General features: G+C 74.4%; 13 protein-coding genes, 1 tRNA gene and 1 pseudogene. 12 read left to right on the top strand and 3 right to left on the bottom strand.

Annotation, left to right across the window (positions count from 1 at the left end; translation table 11 throughout):
* The coding region (locus tag ACFWXO_RS41040; RefSeq protein ID WP_380531281.1) for a DUF4139 domain-containing protein at window positions 1-1,275 on the bottom strand (1,275 nt) is incomplete at its 3' end.
* Window positions 1,276-1,682: 407 nt separating this feature from the next.
* Between ACFWXO_RS41040 and ACFWXO_RS41045 the strand changes: the two genes are divergently transcribed.
* The 5 genes from ACFWXO_RS41045 (at window position 1,683) to der (ending at window position 7,855) form a co-directional block, all read left to right on the top strand.
* Complete coding sequence (locus ACFWXO_RS41045; RefSeq protein WP_375887100.1) at window positions 1,683-2,768, top strand: prephenate dehydrogenase; 1,086 nt, start codon at window positions 1,683-1,685, stop codon at window positions 2,766-2,768.
* Between the two features lie 110 nt (window positions 2,769-2,878).
* The gene (locus ACFWXO_RS41050; RefSeq protein ID WP_380531283.1) at window positions 2,879-3,979 is read left to right on the top strand and encodes a DUF4419 domain-containing protein; all 1,101 of its coding nucleotides are present in this window, start codon (window positions 2,879-2,881) and stop codon (window positions 3,977-3,979) included.
* Entirely contained in the window at window positions 3,976-5,361 is a 1,386-nt protein-coding gene (locus ACFWXO_RS41055) for a DUF4419 domain-containing protein (RefSeq protein WP_380531286.1), read from the top strand. Before ACFWXO_RS41050 ends, ACFWXO_RS41055 begins: the two co-directional genes overlap by 4 nt.
* A gap of 120 nt (window positions 5,362-5,481) precedes the next feature.
* A complete protein-coding gene (gene cmk / locus ACFWXO_RS41060) occupies window positions 5,482-6,195 on the top strand; it encodes a (d)CMP kinase (protein ID WP_380531289.1) in 714 nt (237 codons plus the stop codon).
* Window positions 6,196-6,397: 202 nt separating this feature from the next.
* Window positions 6,398-7,855 carry a ribosome biogenesis GTPase Der gene (gene der / locus ACFWXO_RS41065; protein WP_380531292.1) on the top strand — a complete coding sequence of 486 codons (1,458 nt, stop codon included), beginning with the start codon at window positions 6,398-6,400 and terminating at the stop codon, window positions 7,853-7,855.
* A 178-nt stretch (window positions 7,856-8,033) separates the two neighbouring features.
* Here the strand turns inward: der and ACFWXO_RS41070 are convergent, their stop codons facing one another.
* Window positions 8,034-8,747 carry a hypothetical protein gene (locus tag ACFWXO_RS41070; RefSeq protein WP_380531295.1) on the bottom strand — a complete coding sequence of 238 codons (714 nt, stop codon included), beginning with the start codon at window positions 8,745-8,747 and terminating at the stop codon, window positions 8,034-8,036.
* 208 nt (window positions 8,748-8,955) lie between these two features.
* Window positions 8,956-9,792, bottom strand: a pseudogene (locus tag ACFWXO_RS41075) (hypothetical protein); the annotation flags it as partial.
* 638 nt (window positions 9,793-10,430) lie between these two features.
* On the opposite strand from ACFWXO_RS41075, the gene ACFWXO_RS41080 reads away from it, so the two are divergent.
* From ACFWXO_RS41080 to ACFWXO_RS41110, 7 genes are all read left to right on the top strand, one after another.
* A complete protein-coding gene (locus tag ACFWXO_RS41080; RefSeq protein ID WP_380531298.1) occupies window positions 10,431-11,216 on the top strand; it encodes a transglycosylase family protein in 786 nt (261 codons plus the stop codon).
* A gap of 303 nt (window positions 11,217-11,519) precedes the next feature.
* Window positions 11,520-11,945: a transglycosylase family protein gene (locus ACFWXO_RS41085; protein ID WP_380531301.1), complete on the top strand. Its 426-nt coding sequence runs from the start codon at window positions 11,520-11,522 to the stop codon at window positions 11,943-11,945.
* 64 nt (window positions 11,946-12,009) lie between these two features.
* Window positions 12,010-12,705 carry an alpha-ketoglutarate-dependent dioxygenase AlkB gene (locus ACFWXO_RS41090; RefSeq protein ID WP_375887354.1) on the top strand — a complete coding sequence of 232 codons (696 nt, stop codon included), beginning with the start codon at window positions 12,010-12,012 and terminating at the stop codon, window positions 12,703-12,705.
* Between the two features lie 127 nt (window positions 12,706-12,832).
* Window positions 12,833-13,693: an acyl-CoA thioesterase gene (locus tag ACFWXO_RS41095; RefSeq protein ID WP_375887124.1), complete on the top strand. Its 861-nt coding sequence runs from the start codon at window positions 12,833-12,835 to the stop codon at window positions 13,691-13,693.
* A gap of 242 nt (window positions 13,694-13,935) precedes the next feature.
* Complete coding sequence (locus ACFWXO_RS41100; protein WP_375887126.1) at window positions 13,936-14,724, top strand: DUF1684 domain-containing protein; 789 nt, start codon at window positions 13,936-13,938, stop codon at window positions 14,722-14,724.
* Window positions 14,725-14,790: 66 nt separating this feature from the next.
* Entirely contained in the window at window positions 14,791-16,155 is a 1,365-nt protein-coding gene (locus tag ACFWXO_RS41105; RefSeq protein ID WP_380531306.1) for an MFS transporter, read from the top strand.
* A gap of 149 nt (window positions 16,156-16,304) precedes the next feature.
* Window positions 16,305-16,378: transfer RNA gene (locus ACFWXO_RS41110), tRNA-Pro, on the top strand.
* The last annotated feature ends 329 nt before the right edge of the window (window positions 16,379-16,707 follow it).

The raw sequence follows: 16,707 nt of genomic DNA on the forward strand, positions 1-16,707 counted from the left end.
CGCGTGTGATCTGTGTGAAAACCTCTCAGGGGGGGGGGGGGGGGGGCACAGCGGGGGGGCGGTGGGGGCCCCCGGGACGCTGCGCTTGCCCCCGCGGGCGGGGCGGGGGGGCGCCGCCTCGTCCGCGAGGAACTCGGCGCGGGGCCCGGCCGGGCGGGCGCCGCCGCGCCGGGCCGAGAAGCGGCGGCCGGGCCCGGGTGCGCCGGGCGGGACCGGGAGCGGGACGTTGCGGCGGCGAGGGCGGCGGGCGGGGCGGTCGGCCGTGGCCGCGTCGTAGCCGGTGAAGAGGTCGGACAGGCCGGCCGGGGGCTCGCGCCAGCCGGAGGGCGGCGGGGCGGGCTGGCTGCGCCCGATCCGGAGGGATGCGAGTCGCGGGAGGTCGGTGCGGCGGTCGAGGTCGGCGGTGGACAGGGCGAGCCGGACGCCCGTCCAGTCCTCGCCGGTGTGCTGGGCGACGGCGGCGCGCAGGACCAGCTGGGCGGTGTCGGCGCCGGTGCGGTGGCTGAGCCGGTAGGCGGGCACCCAGCGGGCGGTGGGGACGCCGTACTCCAGCTCCAGCTCCAGTTCGATCCGGTCGGGGGCGGTGGTTTCGGAGGCGGTTTCGGGGGCGGTTTCGGGGGCGTTGGCGTCGGGGGTGTCGGTGGTGAGGGTGAGCAGGACGGTTCTGGTGGTGCCGACCGGCTCGGTGCGGTCGGCGGTGGACGCGCGGTCCAGCCGGTCGGCGGCCAACTGGCGCTCGTGGTCCGCGAGTTCGATCTCCCGGGTGAGCTGCTCGGAGCGCTCCTGGAGCCGGGCCAGCCGTTCGTCGACGAAGTCGGCGAGCTCCAGCCAGGCGTCCGCCGGGGTGCGGCGCAGCGGCTCGTCGGGGCGGCGCTGGGGCGGGACGGCGCGCAGCGCGGCGGTCTCGGCGATCGCGGCCAGGACCAGCCGGTGGCGCTCGTTCAGGGCGCCCTGGCGTTCCATAGCCTCGTCCAACTCGCGCTGCAGCTGAGGGAGTTCATCGGGCTCGTGGAGCTCGGCGAGCGTTTCGAGGCGGGCCTCGACCACCGTGGTGCCGGCCGGTCCGGACAGCACCCGGGCGCGCAGCGAATCGGCGCGCAGCGAGTCGGGCAGGCCGGTCAGCCGCAGCCGTCCGCCCGGGGGGAGGGGGACGGTGGCCCGGCGCCGGCACACCGCGCCCTCGGCGTACACCACGACGGAGTCCAGGGCCGACGGGTGGGCCGGTAGGGCCGGCCGTTTCGACGGCCCGGTGTGGCTGCTGTGTCGATCGTCCATGCGCATCCCCTTCGTTCGCGTCCGGTGGTCCCGAGGCCCGGGAGTCCCGTGGCCCGGTGTGCCGCGGCTCGCCCCGCCTGTCCCCCGGGCGGCCAGTCTGCCCCGCCGGGGGCCGGGCGTCGCCGGATTTCCCGGGGCACGGCGTGTGCACTGGGTGGGACGGGGCGCGGGGCGCGGTGGTTGCCGGGGCGTGGCGGTCAGCGGGGGCGTTGGTTGCCGGGGCGTGACGGTTGGCGGGGTCGGGGGTCGGCGGGGGGCGTCGGGTGGGAGGATGGGGCGCGGGCGCGCCCGGTCGGCTCCGGTACTTCGTCGCGCCCTCCGGCACCCGCTGAGCACCGCCCGTTCGTCGAGCACCGCCCGTGTGAACCGTCCCGTCGAGAAACCGTGATCGAGGAGAGCCACCCGCCATGCGCACTGCCGTCGTCGTCGGCACCGGACTGATCGGCACCTCCGCAGCCCTGGCCCTGGCCGCACGCGGGCTGACCGTCCATCTGGAGGACGCGGACCCGGACGCCGCCCGCACCGCCGAGTCGCTCGGCGCCGGCATCACCGAACCGGCCGAGGGCCCGGTCGACCTGGCGATCATCGCCGTCCCGCCGGCCCTGGTCGGCAAGGTCCTCGCGGACTGCCAGCGCCGCAACCTGGCGCACTGGTACACCGACGTGGCCAGCGTGAAGTCCGGCCCGGGCAGCGAGATCGCCACGCTGGGCCTGGACACCGTCCACTACATCGGCAGCCACCCGATGGCCGGCCGCGAGCGCTCCGGCCCGCTGGCCGCCCGCGCCGACCTGTTCGAGGGCCGCCCCTGGGTGCTCACCCCGACCGCCGACACCGACACCGACACGCTCAACGCCGCGCTGGAGCTGGTCGCGCTGTGCGGCGCGGTGCCGATCGTGATGGACGCCGAGGCCCACGACCGGGCCGTGGCCCTGGTCTCGCACGCCCCGCAGCTGGTCTCCTCGCTGGTCGCGGCCCGGCTGGAGCACGCCGACGAGACGGCCATAAGGCTCTCCGGCCAGGGCGTGCGCGACGTGACCCGGATCGCCGCCTCGAACCCCGGGATGTGGGTCGACATCCTGTCCGCCAACGCGGGCGCGGTCGCCGACGTGCTCGCCGAGGTCGCCAACGACCTCGGCGAGACCGTCACCGCGCTGCGTGCCCTGGAGGCCGCGGAGGAGGGCACGCGCCGCTCCGGTGCCGAGGGCATCGAGGCGGTCATGCGGCGCGGCAACACCGGCCAGGCCCGCATCCCCGGCAAGCACGGCGCCCCGCCCACCCGGTACGAGACCGTCGCGGTCGTCCTCGGCGACCAGCCGGGCGAGCTGGGCCGGCTGTTCGGGGAGGTCGGCGAGGCCGGGGTCAACATCGAGGACGTCCTGATCGAGCACTCGGACGGGCAGCAGGTCGGCTTCGTCCAGCTGTCGGTGGCGCCGACGGCGGTCAAGCGGCTCACGGCGGCGCTGCGCGCGAGCGGGTGGAGCGTCCGGGACTGACGCTCCCGGGCGGTGTCCGGGCGGGGCGCTGTTCGGGTCGGGGCCGTGTCCGGGGCCGGGTGGTTCGGGTCGGGGTGGTACGGGGGAGCAGGCGGGGAGGGGGAGTGGGCGTGATCATCGAGTTGCCGCTGGGGGAGACCCGGCACGGGTTCGCGGGCGAGCCGGTGGACCTCGGGAACGAGCGCTTCCTGCGGGCGGTGGTGGGCGGGGACTTCCTGGTCCGTCACCGCAGCGTGGCGGCGATGGTCGAGCGGCCCCGGCCGCAGCCGGTCCGGCCGGAGTTCTCCGCACCGGAGCCCGGCGAGCCCGAGCCGACCTGGAGCCTGCTGCTGCGCGCCGCCCACACGGCCTTCGCCGACCACCTGCCGCTGAGCCTGTCGCCGGACGTGCTCTGGTACGCGGTGGTGCACGAGGTCGCGGTGCACGTACGGATGTACCCGCCGCGCTACCGGGCGCTGTTCGGCGCGGCGGACCGCTCGCGGGCGCTCGTGGTGCGGGACGACTCGCTGCTGGGCGGGGGCGCCGACTGGGCCCGGTCGGTCCGGCTGGTCCGGGAGCCCCTGGTGGCGGCCCTCGGCGCGGAGGTGGTCGAGCTGTTCCGGCCGGCCTTCTCCACCACCACGCCGGACGACGAGGCCTCGGCCCTGGTCGCGCTGATGGACGTGGTCAGCCCCTACTACGACTTCCGCTGGGAGACCCGCTGCGGCATCCCGCGGATCCGGCTGGAGGGCACCGCCGGGGACTGGGCGCTGCTCGCAGGCCGGGTGGACGCGCTGGCGGAGCGCTTCGACTGGCTGGTGCCGTGGTTCGACGGGCTGCGCCCGGTGCTGGCGCAGATCGCCGCGACGGCGGCGGGCGGCCCGGTGGACGAGGGCTTCTGGCGTTCGCTGTACAAGTGGGAGTCGGTGTCCGGCGGCCCGCTGGTGACCGGCTGGCTCACCGCCTTCTTCGCCCACACCCAGACCCCGGACGGGCCCCGGCTGCGGCAGACCTTCTGCTGGCGCGAGGCCGCGGGCACCTCGTACCACCGGGACGCCTTCGCGGTGAACGACTTCCCCTCGCACCTGTCCACGGTGCCGTTCGTCTGGGACCTCCTGGGCGTCGAGCGGTCCATGGTGCTGGTCGGCGGGGTGCTCGGGATCGAGCGGGACGGGGAGTTCCTGCGGCCCCGGCTGGGGCACGCGGTGCTGGAGACGGGGGAGTCGCGATGATCGTGGACGTTCCGCTCGGTGAGGGCCAAGTACCGGGCGATGTGGGGGAGTTGACGGAGGCCGGGAACGACGGGTTCCTGGCGGCGGTGGTCGGCGGGGAGTTCGAGCTGCTGCACCGCAGCACCGGGACGCTGCTGGCCAGTCCGGAGGAGCGGCGGCCCGAGGGCGAGCCCGAGCCGACCTGGAGCCTGCTGCTGCGCGCCGCCCATACCGCCTTCGCGGAGCACCTGCCGCTGAGCCTGTCGCCGGACGTGCTCTGGTACGCGGTGGTGCACGAGATCGCGCTGCACGTACGGCTGAACGCTCAGCAGTACGAGGGGCTGTTCAGCGCCACCCCCGGTGAGAAGCGGACCATCGAAGTCAGGGACGACAGCCTGCTGGGCGCCGACGCGGACTGGGCGCGGTCGATCAGGCTGGTCCGGGGGCCGCTGGCGAAGGAGATCGGGCCCGAGCTGGTGGAGCTGTTCCAGCCGACCTTCTCGACCACCACGCCGGACGACGTCTCCGCGGTGCTGGTCGCGCTGATGGACGTGGTCAGCCCGTACTACGAATTCCGCTGGCTCACGCTGTGCGGCATCCCGCGGATCCGGCTGGAAGGCACGGCCGAGGACTGGGCGCTGCTGGCGGCGAGGGCCGGGGAGCTGGCGGAGTGGTTCGGGTCGCCCGAGGCGCTCGGGCCCTGGTTCGCGGGGCTGCGGCCGGTGCTGGCGGAGATCGCGGCGACGGCGGCCGGCGGGCCGGCGGACGAGGGGTTCTGGCGTTCGCTGTACAAGTGGGAGTCGGAGTCCGGCGGGGACTTCGTCTCCGGCTGGATCACCGTCTTTTTCGCCCACACCCAGACACTCTCGGGGCCCGAGCCGCGTACGGACTTCCGCTGGCGGGACGGGCGGGGGCGGTTCCGGGAGAACGCCTTCCCCTCGCACGTGTCGAAGGTGCCGTTCCAGTGGGAGACCCCGGCCGGGATCCGGAAGATGGCCTTCCTCGGCGGGGTGCTCGGCATCGAGCGGGACGGCGAGTACGTACGGCCCCGGCTCGGGAACGCCGTGCTGGAGGTGCAGCGGGAGCCCGTCGACCCGGCGGACGAGCAGGCGGCGCTGGCGGCGGCGCAGCTGCCGCCGGGGTGGACGGTCGAGCGGGTGCGGGAGGTCAGCGGGTCCCCGTGGGCCAAGCTGGTGAGGGCGGACGGCGTCACCGTCGAGAGACGGGAGGGCGGGCCCGTGGGTGCGGTCGCACTCATCCGCTTCAGCCACTTCTGCTTGGTCCGGTGCGCGGGCGACGACGATTGGTACGCCGCCTTGCCGCTGCCGGACGGCACGGTGCAGTTGGGGAGGTCGCGCGGGCCGGATCTGGCGGGTGCGTTGGCGGGGGCGGAGTACTGGTGATCGGCCCGGGACGGGGTCCGGCCGCGGTCCATTAACCTTGAGGGAGACAATCCCCGGCCGTCCGCCCCCACAGGCGTCCGGCTCCCGTGTTCTCAGCATGCTCAGAGAGAGGTTCGCCCCGTGGACACTGCCGACCGAGCGCACGCCCCGGTCGTCGTCGCCATCGACGGACCCTCCGGCTCCGGCAAGTCGACCGTCTCGCGGGCGGTCGCCGCCCGGCTGGGCCTGAGCTTCCTGGACACCGGCGCCATGTACCGGGCGATGACCTGGTGGATGCAGGCCAACGACGTGGACGTCGACGACCCGGAGGCGGTGGCCGTCGCGTGCGGCAAGCCCGTCATCGTGTCCGGTACGGACGCCGACGGGCCGACCATCACGGTGGACGGTCAGGACGTCTCCGGCCCGATCCGGGGCCCCGAGGTGACGGCGCAGGTCAGCGCGGTCGCCGCGGTGCCGGCCGTGCGGGCCCGGCTGGTGGAGCTGCAGCGCGGCTGCGCCGAGGTCGCCGAGCGCGGCATCGTCGCCGAGGGCCGGGACATGGGGACCGTGGTGTTCCCGCAGGCCACCGTCAAGGTGTTCCTGACCGCCTCCGAGTCGGCCCGGGCCGCGCGCCGGGCGGCCGAGCTGCGGGCCAAGGGCGTGGACGAGGCGACCATCACCGCGATGGCCGCCGACCTCGCGCGCCGCGACGCGGCCGACTCCTCCCGGGAGACGGCGCCGCTGACCCAGGCCGCGGACGCGGTGCTGGTGGACACCAGCGAGCTCACCCTGGAGCAGGTGATCGGCCGGATCACCGCCCTGGTGGAGGAGCGGGCCGGGCTGTCGTCGGTCTGACCGGCTGGCCTTCCGGTCCGGCCGGCCGACCATTTCGGTCTGACCAGCTGACCATTTTTGATCGTATCGGCCGACCGGCCGATCATTGAACGAACCGCGGGCCGTCAGGCGCCGCGGACGAAACCATCGCGCTGCCCCAGCGGGGCAGGTACGCACGGCACGCCCCTGGGAAGGGCCGGGCCGGGAAACGGAACAGACGAACATGACCGCAGAGCACTCCGCCGGCCCCGGCGAGCTGGATGCCGCCGACTACGCCGAGTACATGGCCCTGGCCGCCGAAGAGGGCTTCGACCTCGACGGCTTCGACGGCGTGGACGGCGCCGAGCTCGTCCGGCTGCCGGTGCTGGCCGTCGTCGGCCGCCCGAACGTCGGCAAGTCGACCCTGGTGAACCGCATCATCGGCCGCCGCGAGGCCGTCGTCGAGGACAAGCCGGGCGTCACCCGTGACCGGGTCACCTACGAGGCCAGCTGGAACGGCCGCCGCTTCAAGGTCGTCGACACCGGCGGCTGGGAGATCGACGTCCTCGGCATCGACGCCATGGTCGCCGCGCAGGCCGAGCTGGGCATCGAGCAGGCCGACGCGGTCCTGTTCGTCGTGGACGCCACCGTCGGCGCCACCGACACCGACGAGGCCCTGATCAAGCTCATCCGCCGGGCCGGCAAGCCGACCGTCCTGTGCGCCAACAAGGTCGACGGCCCGTCCACCGAGGCCGAGGCGGCCTACCTGTGGTCGCTGGGCCTGGGCGAGCCCTTCCCGGTCTCCGCCCTGCACGGCCGCGGCTCCGGTGACCTGCTGGACGCCGTCATGGACGCGCTGCCCGAGGCCCCGGCGCAGACCTTCGGCGACGCCGCCCCCGGCGGCCCGCGCCGGATCGCGCTGATCGGCCGGCCCAACGTCGGCAAGTCCAGCCTGCTGAACAAGGTCGCCGGCGAGGAGCGGGTGGTCGTCAACGAGCTGGCCGGCACCACCCGTGACCCGGTCGACGAGATGATCGAACTCGGCGGCAAGACCTGGAAGTTCGTGGACACCGCCGGTATCCGCCGCCGGGTCCACCTGACCGCCGGCGCCGACTTCTACGCCTCGCTGCGCACCTCCGCCGCGCTGGAGAAGGCCGAGGTCGCGGTCGTCCTGATCGACGCCAGCGAGACCCTGGCCGAGCAGGACACCCGGATCATCTCGATGGCCGTCGAGGCCGGGCGTGCCGTCGTCGTCGCCTACAACAAGTGGGACCAGCTCGACGAGGAGCGCCGCTACTACCTGGAGCGCGAGATCGAGCGCGACCTCGTCCAGGTGCAGTGGGCCCCGCGGGTCAACGTCTCGGCCAAGACCGGCCGGCACATGGAGAAGCTCGTCCCGGCGATCGAGACCGCGCTGGACGGCTGGGAGACCCGCATCACCACCGCGCGCCTGAACGCCTTCCTCGGCGAGCTGGTCGCCGCCCACCCGCACCCGATCCGCGGCGGCAAGCAGCCGCGCATCCTGTTCGGCACCCAGGCGGGCATCCGTCCGCCGCGCTTCGTGCTGTTCGCCTCGGGCTTCCTGGAGGCGGGGTACCGGCGCTTCATCGAGCGTCGTCTGCGGGAGGAGTTCGGCTTCGTCGGGACGCCGATCTCGATCTCGGTGCGGGTGCGGGAGAAGCGCAACAACAAGAAGAAGTAGGTCGCAGCTGCAGTCGTAGCTGTAGCTGTACGAGCTGGAGGGCTCCGTCACCGGTGGTGGCGGGGCCCTCGGGCGTTTCCGCTGCCGGTGGTGTGCGCCGACCGACGGTTCGGCTGCTTGCCCAGGCCGCGGTCGGGGACGTGCGGGGGCCGGGCGGGGGCCGGGCGGGGGTCGCCCGTCAGTGGTGGTCGCCGGCGCGGCCAGGGGGGAGCGAAAGCATCTGGCGGTGGCGGCCGCCGGTCGGGGCGGGGGCCGTGGCGAGGCCGGTGGCCGTGCCCAGCAGCGGGGACGGGGCCGGCGGCGGGGCGGGCACGGTGTGCTGGACCGCGCCGAGGTAGCCGGCGGCGACCCAGCCCTGGCCGTTGGTGAACTGGGGAGCCGGGGGGCCGGCCTGGCCGTTGCCGTTGCTGGTGGCGGCGGTGGCGGCCATGGCGGCCATGGGCTCGGGGTGGGGGGTCGGCTGGTGCTGGGGGTGGTGCTGGTGCTGGTGCTGGGGGTGGACGTGCGCGTGGTGCTGGGTGTGCGCGTGGTGCTGGGGGATGTGGTGCTGGGTGGGGGTGTGGTGCGACTGCGTCGGCATGAACTGGGGGAGGCCGGAGGGCTGGCCCGCGTAGGTGTGGAAGGCCTGCTGCTGCGCCGACGGGTACGGGCGCTGCTCGCCGAGCAGCGGGTGGCCGTCGCGGACCGCGAAGCCGGTGAACCTCAGGTCCTCCTCGCCCGAGCGGTCGCCGGGCAGGGCGCGGAACAGCCGTCGGTACTCGGAGTACAGCTCGTCGTAGATCGGGGTCGTCGAGTGCGGGTGCTCCGCGTCGTACGACGGGCGCATGCCCGGGATCGAGCGGGGGGCGGTGGCCGACCGTCCGGCGGGTGCGGAGACGTCGTAGCTGTACACGTAGGGGCCAACGAGTGAGAGGCGGCGGGGATGCGGGGGCGTTCGGCGTACCGGGGGGAGGGGCGGGCTCGCCGGGTGCTGCGGACGTGCCGTGCCTGCCGGGGGGGGGGGGCGGGCGGGGGGGGGGGGGGGGGGGCGCCCGGGGGGGGGCCCCCCCCCCCCCCCCCCCCGGGGGGGGGGGGGGGGGGGGGTTACGGGGGCGGCGGGGGGGGTGGGAGGCGGCGACCACCTGGCCCAGCGCGACCGCCCGCTCCAGCGCCTGGCGCAGCAGGTCCTCGCGGGGCTGGCGGCCGACCATCCCGGCCGGGACGGCGTACATGGTCACCTCGGAGAGCTGGCTGGCGGCCATCCGCCAGGCGTCGGTGACCTGGAGCGGCTGGTGGGCCTGCCACCAGCCGGTGCTGCCGCCGGCCGCGGCGGGCTGGAGGATCGCGTGCAGCTTGCCCATGGCGACCAGGACCGACCAGCCGGGCAGCTGCTCCGGGGTCTCGTCGAGGTCGGTGACCGGCTGGAAGCCCGCGTCCTGGAGCAGGTCGAGGAACTCGTCCTCGCCGGTGGTGCTGCCGGGCCGGCCGACCGGGCCGGTGGGCTCGACCACGAGGGAGGCGTGGCCGACCTTGCCGTGCAGGACGAGCCCGCAGGTGATGCCGAGGATGGCGGCCTGGCCGGGGGCGGGCGGCTGGGGGGCGGCCGGCGCGGGGAGGGCGAGGTCCGGGGAGGGCGCGGTGAGGTCCGGGGCCGGGACGGTGAGGCCGGGCGCGGCGGGCTGCGACTGGTTGATGCTGCGGACGGCGCCGACCAGCTGCTCCTCGGCGACCGGCACCACCTGGGAGGGGATGCACCGGGCGTGGGCGAAGGCCAGGACCGCCGTCTCGTCGCCGACGAACAGCACGGTGCTGGTGGGCTCCACGTGGGTGTCGCCGGGGGTGCGGCAGGAGGTGCATTCGTAGCTGTCGGGGGCGCGGTCGCCGCCGAGCAGGCGGTCGGCCTCGTCGTCGCCGATCTCGGACCGGACCTCGTCGCTGACGTCGAGCATGCGCGGCACGGGTTCTCCTCGGATGGGTGCGGGTGGGTCAAGGGCGGGCACGGGGGCGGGCCCGGGGCGGGGCACGGGGCGGGCATGGGGCGGGGCATGGGGAGGTCGCCATGCCCAACGGGCCCTTGTGTCAGGCGTCACGGGTGCCCGGTGAGGCTGACGGGAATTGCCCCGGATCCGACCGCGCCGCGTGTTCTCGTGGTCGCAATCTGTCGATGTCGGTGCCAGGACTGCCGGAATGAAACGGTGAGGTGAGTCACGCCGACTTGATGTTTGATCTAGGAATCGATGGCCAAAGCGGACATTTCGGGCAAGAATGTGTGGCCATTACCGCCGGTAACCCTTTGCTGAGCTGGGAAGACCGGTGGTGTTTTGGTTTCCCCGCCGACCGACCCCTAGCTTTCTTGGCGGCGCAACGAGCGCCACCCGGGTTCACCCCCGACGCACCGCTCCCCGGCTCCGGCCGGGCGCGGCAGGTGCCCGCCGACGCGATCGCTCGAACAGGTCGCCGGCGAGCGGCTGGGTGGCCAGGGCGGCAGAGGCACGTCCGACACGTGCACGGCCGTCCGACGGACGCGGCAAGCGAAACGCGACCCTCCCCAGGGTCTGGTTCCGCATGCCCGCCCGGGGCTGTCGAGAGGAACCCCATGACCTTCCGTAACGAGAACGCCGCTGCCACCACCACCGCCGCCACCAAGCGCAACCGCGTTCGGATGGCCGTCGTGGCGGGCGCCGCTGTCGCGGCCCTGCCGGTGGCCGGCCTCGTCACGGCCACCTCGGCCTCCGCCGCCCCCGTCTCCACCTGGGACTCCGTCGCCCAGTGCGAGAGCGGCGGCAACTGGGCCATCAACACCGGCAACGGTTTCTACGGCGGTCTGCAGTTCACCTCCAGCACCTGGGCCGCCTTCGGCGGCACCGCCTACGCCGCGCAGGCCAACCAGGCCACCAAGGCGCAGCAGATCTCCGTCGCCGAGAAGGTCCTCGCCTCGCAGGGCCCCGGCGCCTGGCCGGTGTGCTCCGTCAAGGCGGGCCTCACCAAGGGCGGCGCCCCGGCCGCCGTCGACACCTCGGCCGGCACCTCCGCCGCCAAGCCGGCGCAGACCCCCGCGCCGAAGACGGCCACCCCGAAGGCCGCGGCCGCGCCGAAGGCCGACGTGGCCCCGAAGGCCGCCGCGCCCAAGGCCGACGCCGCGCCGAAGACCGACGTCCCGTCGAAGAAGGACGCCGCGAAGTCCTCGAACGGTGCCAAGTCCTGGAACACCTCCAACGACGCCAAGCCGGCCAAGGGCAACTACACCGTCAAGTCCGGTGACACCCTGAGCTCCATCGCCGCCGCGCAGGGCCTGGACTGGCACGACCTGTACAAGAACAACGCCAAGGTCGTCGGTGGCAACCCCGACCTGATCTTCCCGGGTCAGACCCTGAGCATCTGAGGCCCTGAAGCTTGCTGAGCTGACCTCTGGTCGCCTCCGGTCGTCTCTGGGTGCTCGGTTGTTCGTCACGGCCGCTCCTCCGCCACGCGGGGGAGCGGCCGTCGGCGTTCCCGGCGTGGCGGGGTGGGGTGAGGTCCGGGCTCCCTAGGGTCGGCTGCTGTGCCGCATTCGTCTGACGTGTCGTGCGGGGGTGCCGTGTCGTGCGGGGTCGAGGTCCGGTGCGGGTGCGGGTGCGGGTGCGGACGGGGGCCGGGGCCGGGGCAGGGGTGGCCGGGGCGGTGTGATGGTCGGACAGCCCGGGCCGTGATCCGGGCGGGCGCCGCCGTGGCGGTGGTGCTGGCCGTGGTCGCGGGCGACGTACGGGCCGGTGCGGCGACGCGGGTCGCGGACCTCGTCTGGGACGAGCTCGCCGACTGCGAGAGCGGCGGCGACTGGCACGCGGACACTGGCAACGGCTTCTACGGAGGTCTGCAGATCCGGCCGACCACCTGGGCGGAGGCGGGCGGGCTGCGCCTCGCCGACCGGCCCGACCACGGGAGCCGGCGGGAGCAGACCACCGTCGGGGAGGAGATCCTGCGGCAGCAGGGGTGGGAGGCGTGGCCGACCTGTGCGCGGGAGCTGGGGATGATCGGGCCTGGGCCGGGGGCGGGTCCGACATCGGGGCCGGGGTCGGGGTCGGAGCCGGAGCTGGAGCCGTCGTCGGAGCCGGAGCCGGAGCCGGAGCCGTAGTCGGAGTCCGGTGGCCGGGGAGCGGCTCGTGCCGGGGTGGGGGCTGCGGGAGGATGGTGGGGTGATCCAGGGTGAGCTGTTCGGGGAGCCGTCCGGCGAGCAGGCTGTCAGAGAGCGGTCCGAACCGGCTCCCGGCGCCGTGCTGCTGCCCGGCTGGCTGGACCGTGCCGCGCAGCAGCGGCTGGTCGCGGCCTGTCGGGAGTGGGCCCGCCCGCCGGCCGGGCTGCACAGCGTGCGGATGCCCACCGGCGGGCTCATGTCGGTGCGGATGGTGAGCCTCGGCTGGCACTGGTACCCCTACGGGTACGCGCGGACCGCCGAGGACGGCACCCCCGTCAAGCCGTTCCCGCCCCTGCTGGGGGACCTCGCCCGGCGGGCGGTGGCGGACGCGTACGGCGGAGCGGTCGGCGGGATCGCGGGCGCGGCGGACTACGAGCCCGACACCGCGATCGTCAACCACTACCCCCACGGCGCGAAGATGGGCCTCCACCAGGACCGCGACGAGCGCGCGGATGCGCCGGTGGTCTCGCTCTCGCTCGGCGACACCTGTGTCTTCCGGCTCGGCAACACGGAGACCCGGACCAGGCCGTGGACGGACCTGGAGCTGCGCAGCGGGGACCTGCTGGTGTTCGGCGGGCCGGCCCGGTTCGCGTACCACGGGGTGGTGCGGACGCTGCCGGGGACGGCGGATCCGGGCTCGGGGCTGGAGCTGGCCGGGCGGCTGAACATCACGGTGCGGCAGTCGGGGCTGGCGACGTAGCCCGGGCGGTTCGCTTACTCGTTCGAGTGAATCGGTGGGTGGGGGTCGGTGAGCGGGAATGCCCCGGGTCGCCGGACAATTCGAGTGAGCTGGAGAACCGAACACCATTACGAGAGGGAGCGCGCGCATGGGTACCCCCGTCGACGACCTCGTCGATCTGCTCGACCTGGAGCAGATCGAACTGAACATCTTCCGCGGGCGCAGCCCCGAGGAGGCCCTGCAGCGCACCTTCGGCGGTCAGGTCGCCGGGCAGGCACTGGTCGCGGCGGGGCGCACGATCGACGACGCGCGCCCCGTCCACTCGCTGCACGCGTACTTCCTGCGCCCCGGGGTGCCCGGCGTGCCGATCGTGTACCAGGTCGACCGGATCCGCGACGGCCGCTCGTTCAGCACCCGCCGGGTGCTCGCCATCCAGGGCGGCCGGTCGATCTTCTCGCTCACCGCCGACTTCCACAGACCGGAGGAGGGCAGCATCGAGCACCAGTACCCGATGCCGGAGGTCCCGGCCCCCGAAGGCCTGCCCAGCGCCCTGGACGAGGTCGGCTCCCGGCTCGGCGAGCTCCCCCCGTTCATCAGCCGTCGCCAGCCCTTCGACATCCGCTACGTCGAGCGGCTGCGCTGGAACAAGGAGGACCTGGTCGACGTCGAGGCGCGCAGCGGTGTGTGGCTGCGCACCAACGGCCCGCTGCCGGACGATCCGCTGATCCACGTCTGCGCCCTCACCTACGCCAGCGACATGACGCTGCTGGACGCCGTCCGAGCCCCCGTCGAGCCGCTCTGGGGCACCCGGCACTTCGACATGGCCTCGCTCGACCACGCGATGTGGTTCCACCGGCCGTTCCGGACCGACGACTGGCTGCTCTACCAGCAGGAGTCCCCGATCGCCCACGGCGCGCGCGGCCTGGCCCGCGGGCAGATCTACGACCGGAGCGGGCAGCTGGTGGTGTCGGTGGTGCAGGAGGGGCTGTTCCGGCCGTTGAAGGGCTGACCGCTGGTGGCGGTGGCGCTCGTCGTGGCGGTGGCGCTTGTCGTGGCGGTGGTGGTGACGGTCGTCGGAGGACCGGGCTCCCGGCCGCCCTCTGTTGCCGCGGCATTGCAGTCTCCTTACGGGTCCGGCGGCTTGCCGGAAGCCGGGAATGATCCGCACCGGCGGGCGGTGTTGTTCAGGATGACCGATACGGACGGCCCGAACAGCGGGCCGTCCGCGGACCGGACCGGGAGGGTTGACCGATGACGGCGACGGCCGCGGAGGACTGGAAGCACTGGAGTGACGGGCGGGCGGCGTCGGTGAGCGCGCTGCACGGCCAGCTCGCACTCACCGGCACGCACTGGCTGGAGCCCGAGCCGGCCGAGGTCCCGGGCCTGCCCGGCCTCTGGTGGGCCGACACCGAGGGCGTCCGGGTACGGGCCGCCGCCGGCGACGGCATCACCGTCGACGGCGCCGACGGGCCGATCGACGGCGAGGTACTGCTCCGCCCGGACACCGACCCGGCCGCCGGCACTGCCACCCTGGGCGACCTGCTGCTCGTCCCGATCGAGCGGGAGGGCGAGCTCGCCCTGCGGGTCTTCGACCCGGCCGCGCCGACCCGCACCGGCTTCGCGGGCATCGCCGCCTACCCGTACGCGCCCGAGTGGGCCGTCCCCGCCGTCTACACCCCGTTCGAGGAGGAGGGGCAGTCGGTGCTCGTCCCGAACGCGGACGGCAAGGACCGGCCGCTGGCGGTCACCGGGCGGATCGAGTTCACCGTCGCCGGCGAGCACCGCACCCTGACCGTCGGCCGCTCGGGCCGCAACCTCACCGGCGTCATCGCCGACGCCACCAGCGGCATCGACACCTACCGCTTCCGCTTCATCACCCTGCCGGCGCCGGACGACGAGGGCCGGACGGTCCTCGACCTCAACCGGGCCTACCTGCCGCCCTGCGCCTTCGCCGACCACTTCATCTGCCCGTTCCCGCCGCCGGGCAACCGGCTGGACTTCGCGGTGGAGGCGGGGGAGAAGCAGGTGCTCACCAGGTAGTGCGGGCGGGCGTACAGGGGGCCCCGGTGTCGGCTGCGGTGGAGGCCGGGGCAACCATGGACTGTTGTGACCGCCAACCAACCCCCTGATACCCCGACCGCCGCCGCCCCTGCCGCCGACGCCGTTCCTGCCGACGCCGCTCCTGCTGCCACGGCTGCTCCTGCCACCACCGCTGCTCCGGCCGTACCGGTGCAGGTGCCCTGGTACCGGCGGGCCTTCGCCGACCTCAGCCCCCTGCGCGAGAACGCCGACTACCGCCGGGTCTGGTCCGGGCAGGCCGTGTCCTCCATAGGCCAGCAGATGACCGCGGTGGCCGTCTCCGTCCAGGTCTACGACCTGACCGGCTCCGCCTTCGCCACCGGCCTGGTGGGCCTGTTCTCGCTCGTCCCGCTGGTCGCCTTCGGCCTGTACGGCGGCGCGATCGCCGACACCGTCGACCGCCGCAAGCTGGGCCTGATCGGCTCGGCCGGCCTGGCCGTGGTCTCCGCCCTGCTCGCCGCCCAGGCCCTGGCGGGCTTCCATCTGGTGGCCTTCCTCTACGCCGCCGTCGCCCTCCAGGCCGGGTTCTTCGCGATCAGCTCGCCCGCCCGCTCGGCGATGATCCCCCGGCTCGTCCCCGCCCACCAGCTCCCGGCCGCGAACGCGCTGAACACCGTCAGCATGAACCTCGGCCTCACCGTCGGCCCGATGCTCGGCGGCGTCCTGATCGGCGCCTTCGGCGCCCAGGCCGCCTACCTCGTCGACACCGTCGCCTTCGCCGGCACCCTATACGCCGTGTGGCGCCTGCCCGCCATGCGGCCGGAGGGCGAGCGCAAGGGCCGCGCCTCCGTCCTCGACGGCCTGCGCTTCCTGCGCGATCAGCCCAACCTGCGCACCAGCTTCCTCGCCGACCTCGCCGCGATGATCTTCGGCATGCCCCGGGCCCTCTTCCCGGCGATCGCCGTCACCTTCTACGCCGGCGACGCCCGCACCGTCGGCCTGCTCGTCTCCGCCCCGGCCGTCGGCGCCCTGATCGGCGCCCTCTTCTCCGGCTGGGTCGGCCGGGTCCACCGCCAGGGCGTCGCGATCCTCGCCGCCGTCTCCGCCTGGGGCCTCGCCATCGCCGCCTTCGGCGCCCTCCACAACCTCTGGCTCGGCCTCCTCCTGCTCGCCGTGGCCGGCTGCGCGGACACCGTCAGCATGATCTTCCGCAACACGATGATGCAGGTCGCCGCCCCCGACGAGATGCGCGGCCGCCTCCAGGGCATCTTCATCGTCGTCGTGGCCGGCGGCCCCCGCCTCGGCGACTTCGAATCCGGCGCCGTCTCCGCCCTCACCAACCCCGCCACCTCCGTCATCACCGGCGGCCTCGCCTGCGTCGCCTGCGTCCTCCTCCTCGCCGCCCGCCGCCCCGCCTTCCTCACCTACGACGCCCGCCGCCCCACCCCCTGACCCCCTCCCCGCCCCACCCCCGAAACCTGGCAGCGAGCACCCCCCGACGTGCTGTATTGTTTTCCACGTCGCCGGGACAACAACCGGAGACAAGGTCGAGAAGCCGACCGGCAAGGCCCCCCAGGCCCCACCGCAAGGCACCGAGACCACGGGACGTGGCGCAGCTTGGTAGCGCACTTGACTGGGGGTCAAGGGGTCGCAGGTTCAAATCCTGTCGTCCCGACAGTGATGTCGGAGCCCCGCTGACTGGACGGAAGTCCAGGTCGGCGGGGCTTTTGCCGTTCCGGTGTGCTGGAGGTCGTGGCGGCGCAGGTGTTCGAAGCCCAGCGTGACCACTGCTTCGTTCCAGTGCGTCGCGTTCGGCAGGGCGGCGGTGGTGATCCGTCCGCCCGCGGTCCGGTGAACGGGCGCGGCATCGGGGTGGGAGTGTGAGGAACCCGGGCGCCATAGACGTGGGCGGGGGGGGGCCCCCCCGGGGGCCCCCCCCCCCGGGGCCCCGGGGGGGGGGGGGGGGGGGCCCCCCCATGTGGGGGGGTGTGTTTCGGCGGTGAA

The organism is Kitasatospora sp. NPDC059088, assembly GCF_042738155.1.
Lineage (GTDB): Bacteria > Actinomycetota > Actinomycetes > Streptomycetales > Streptomycetaceae > Kitasatospora.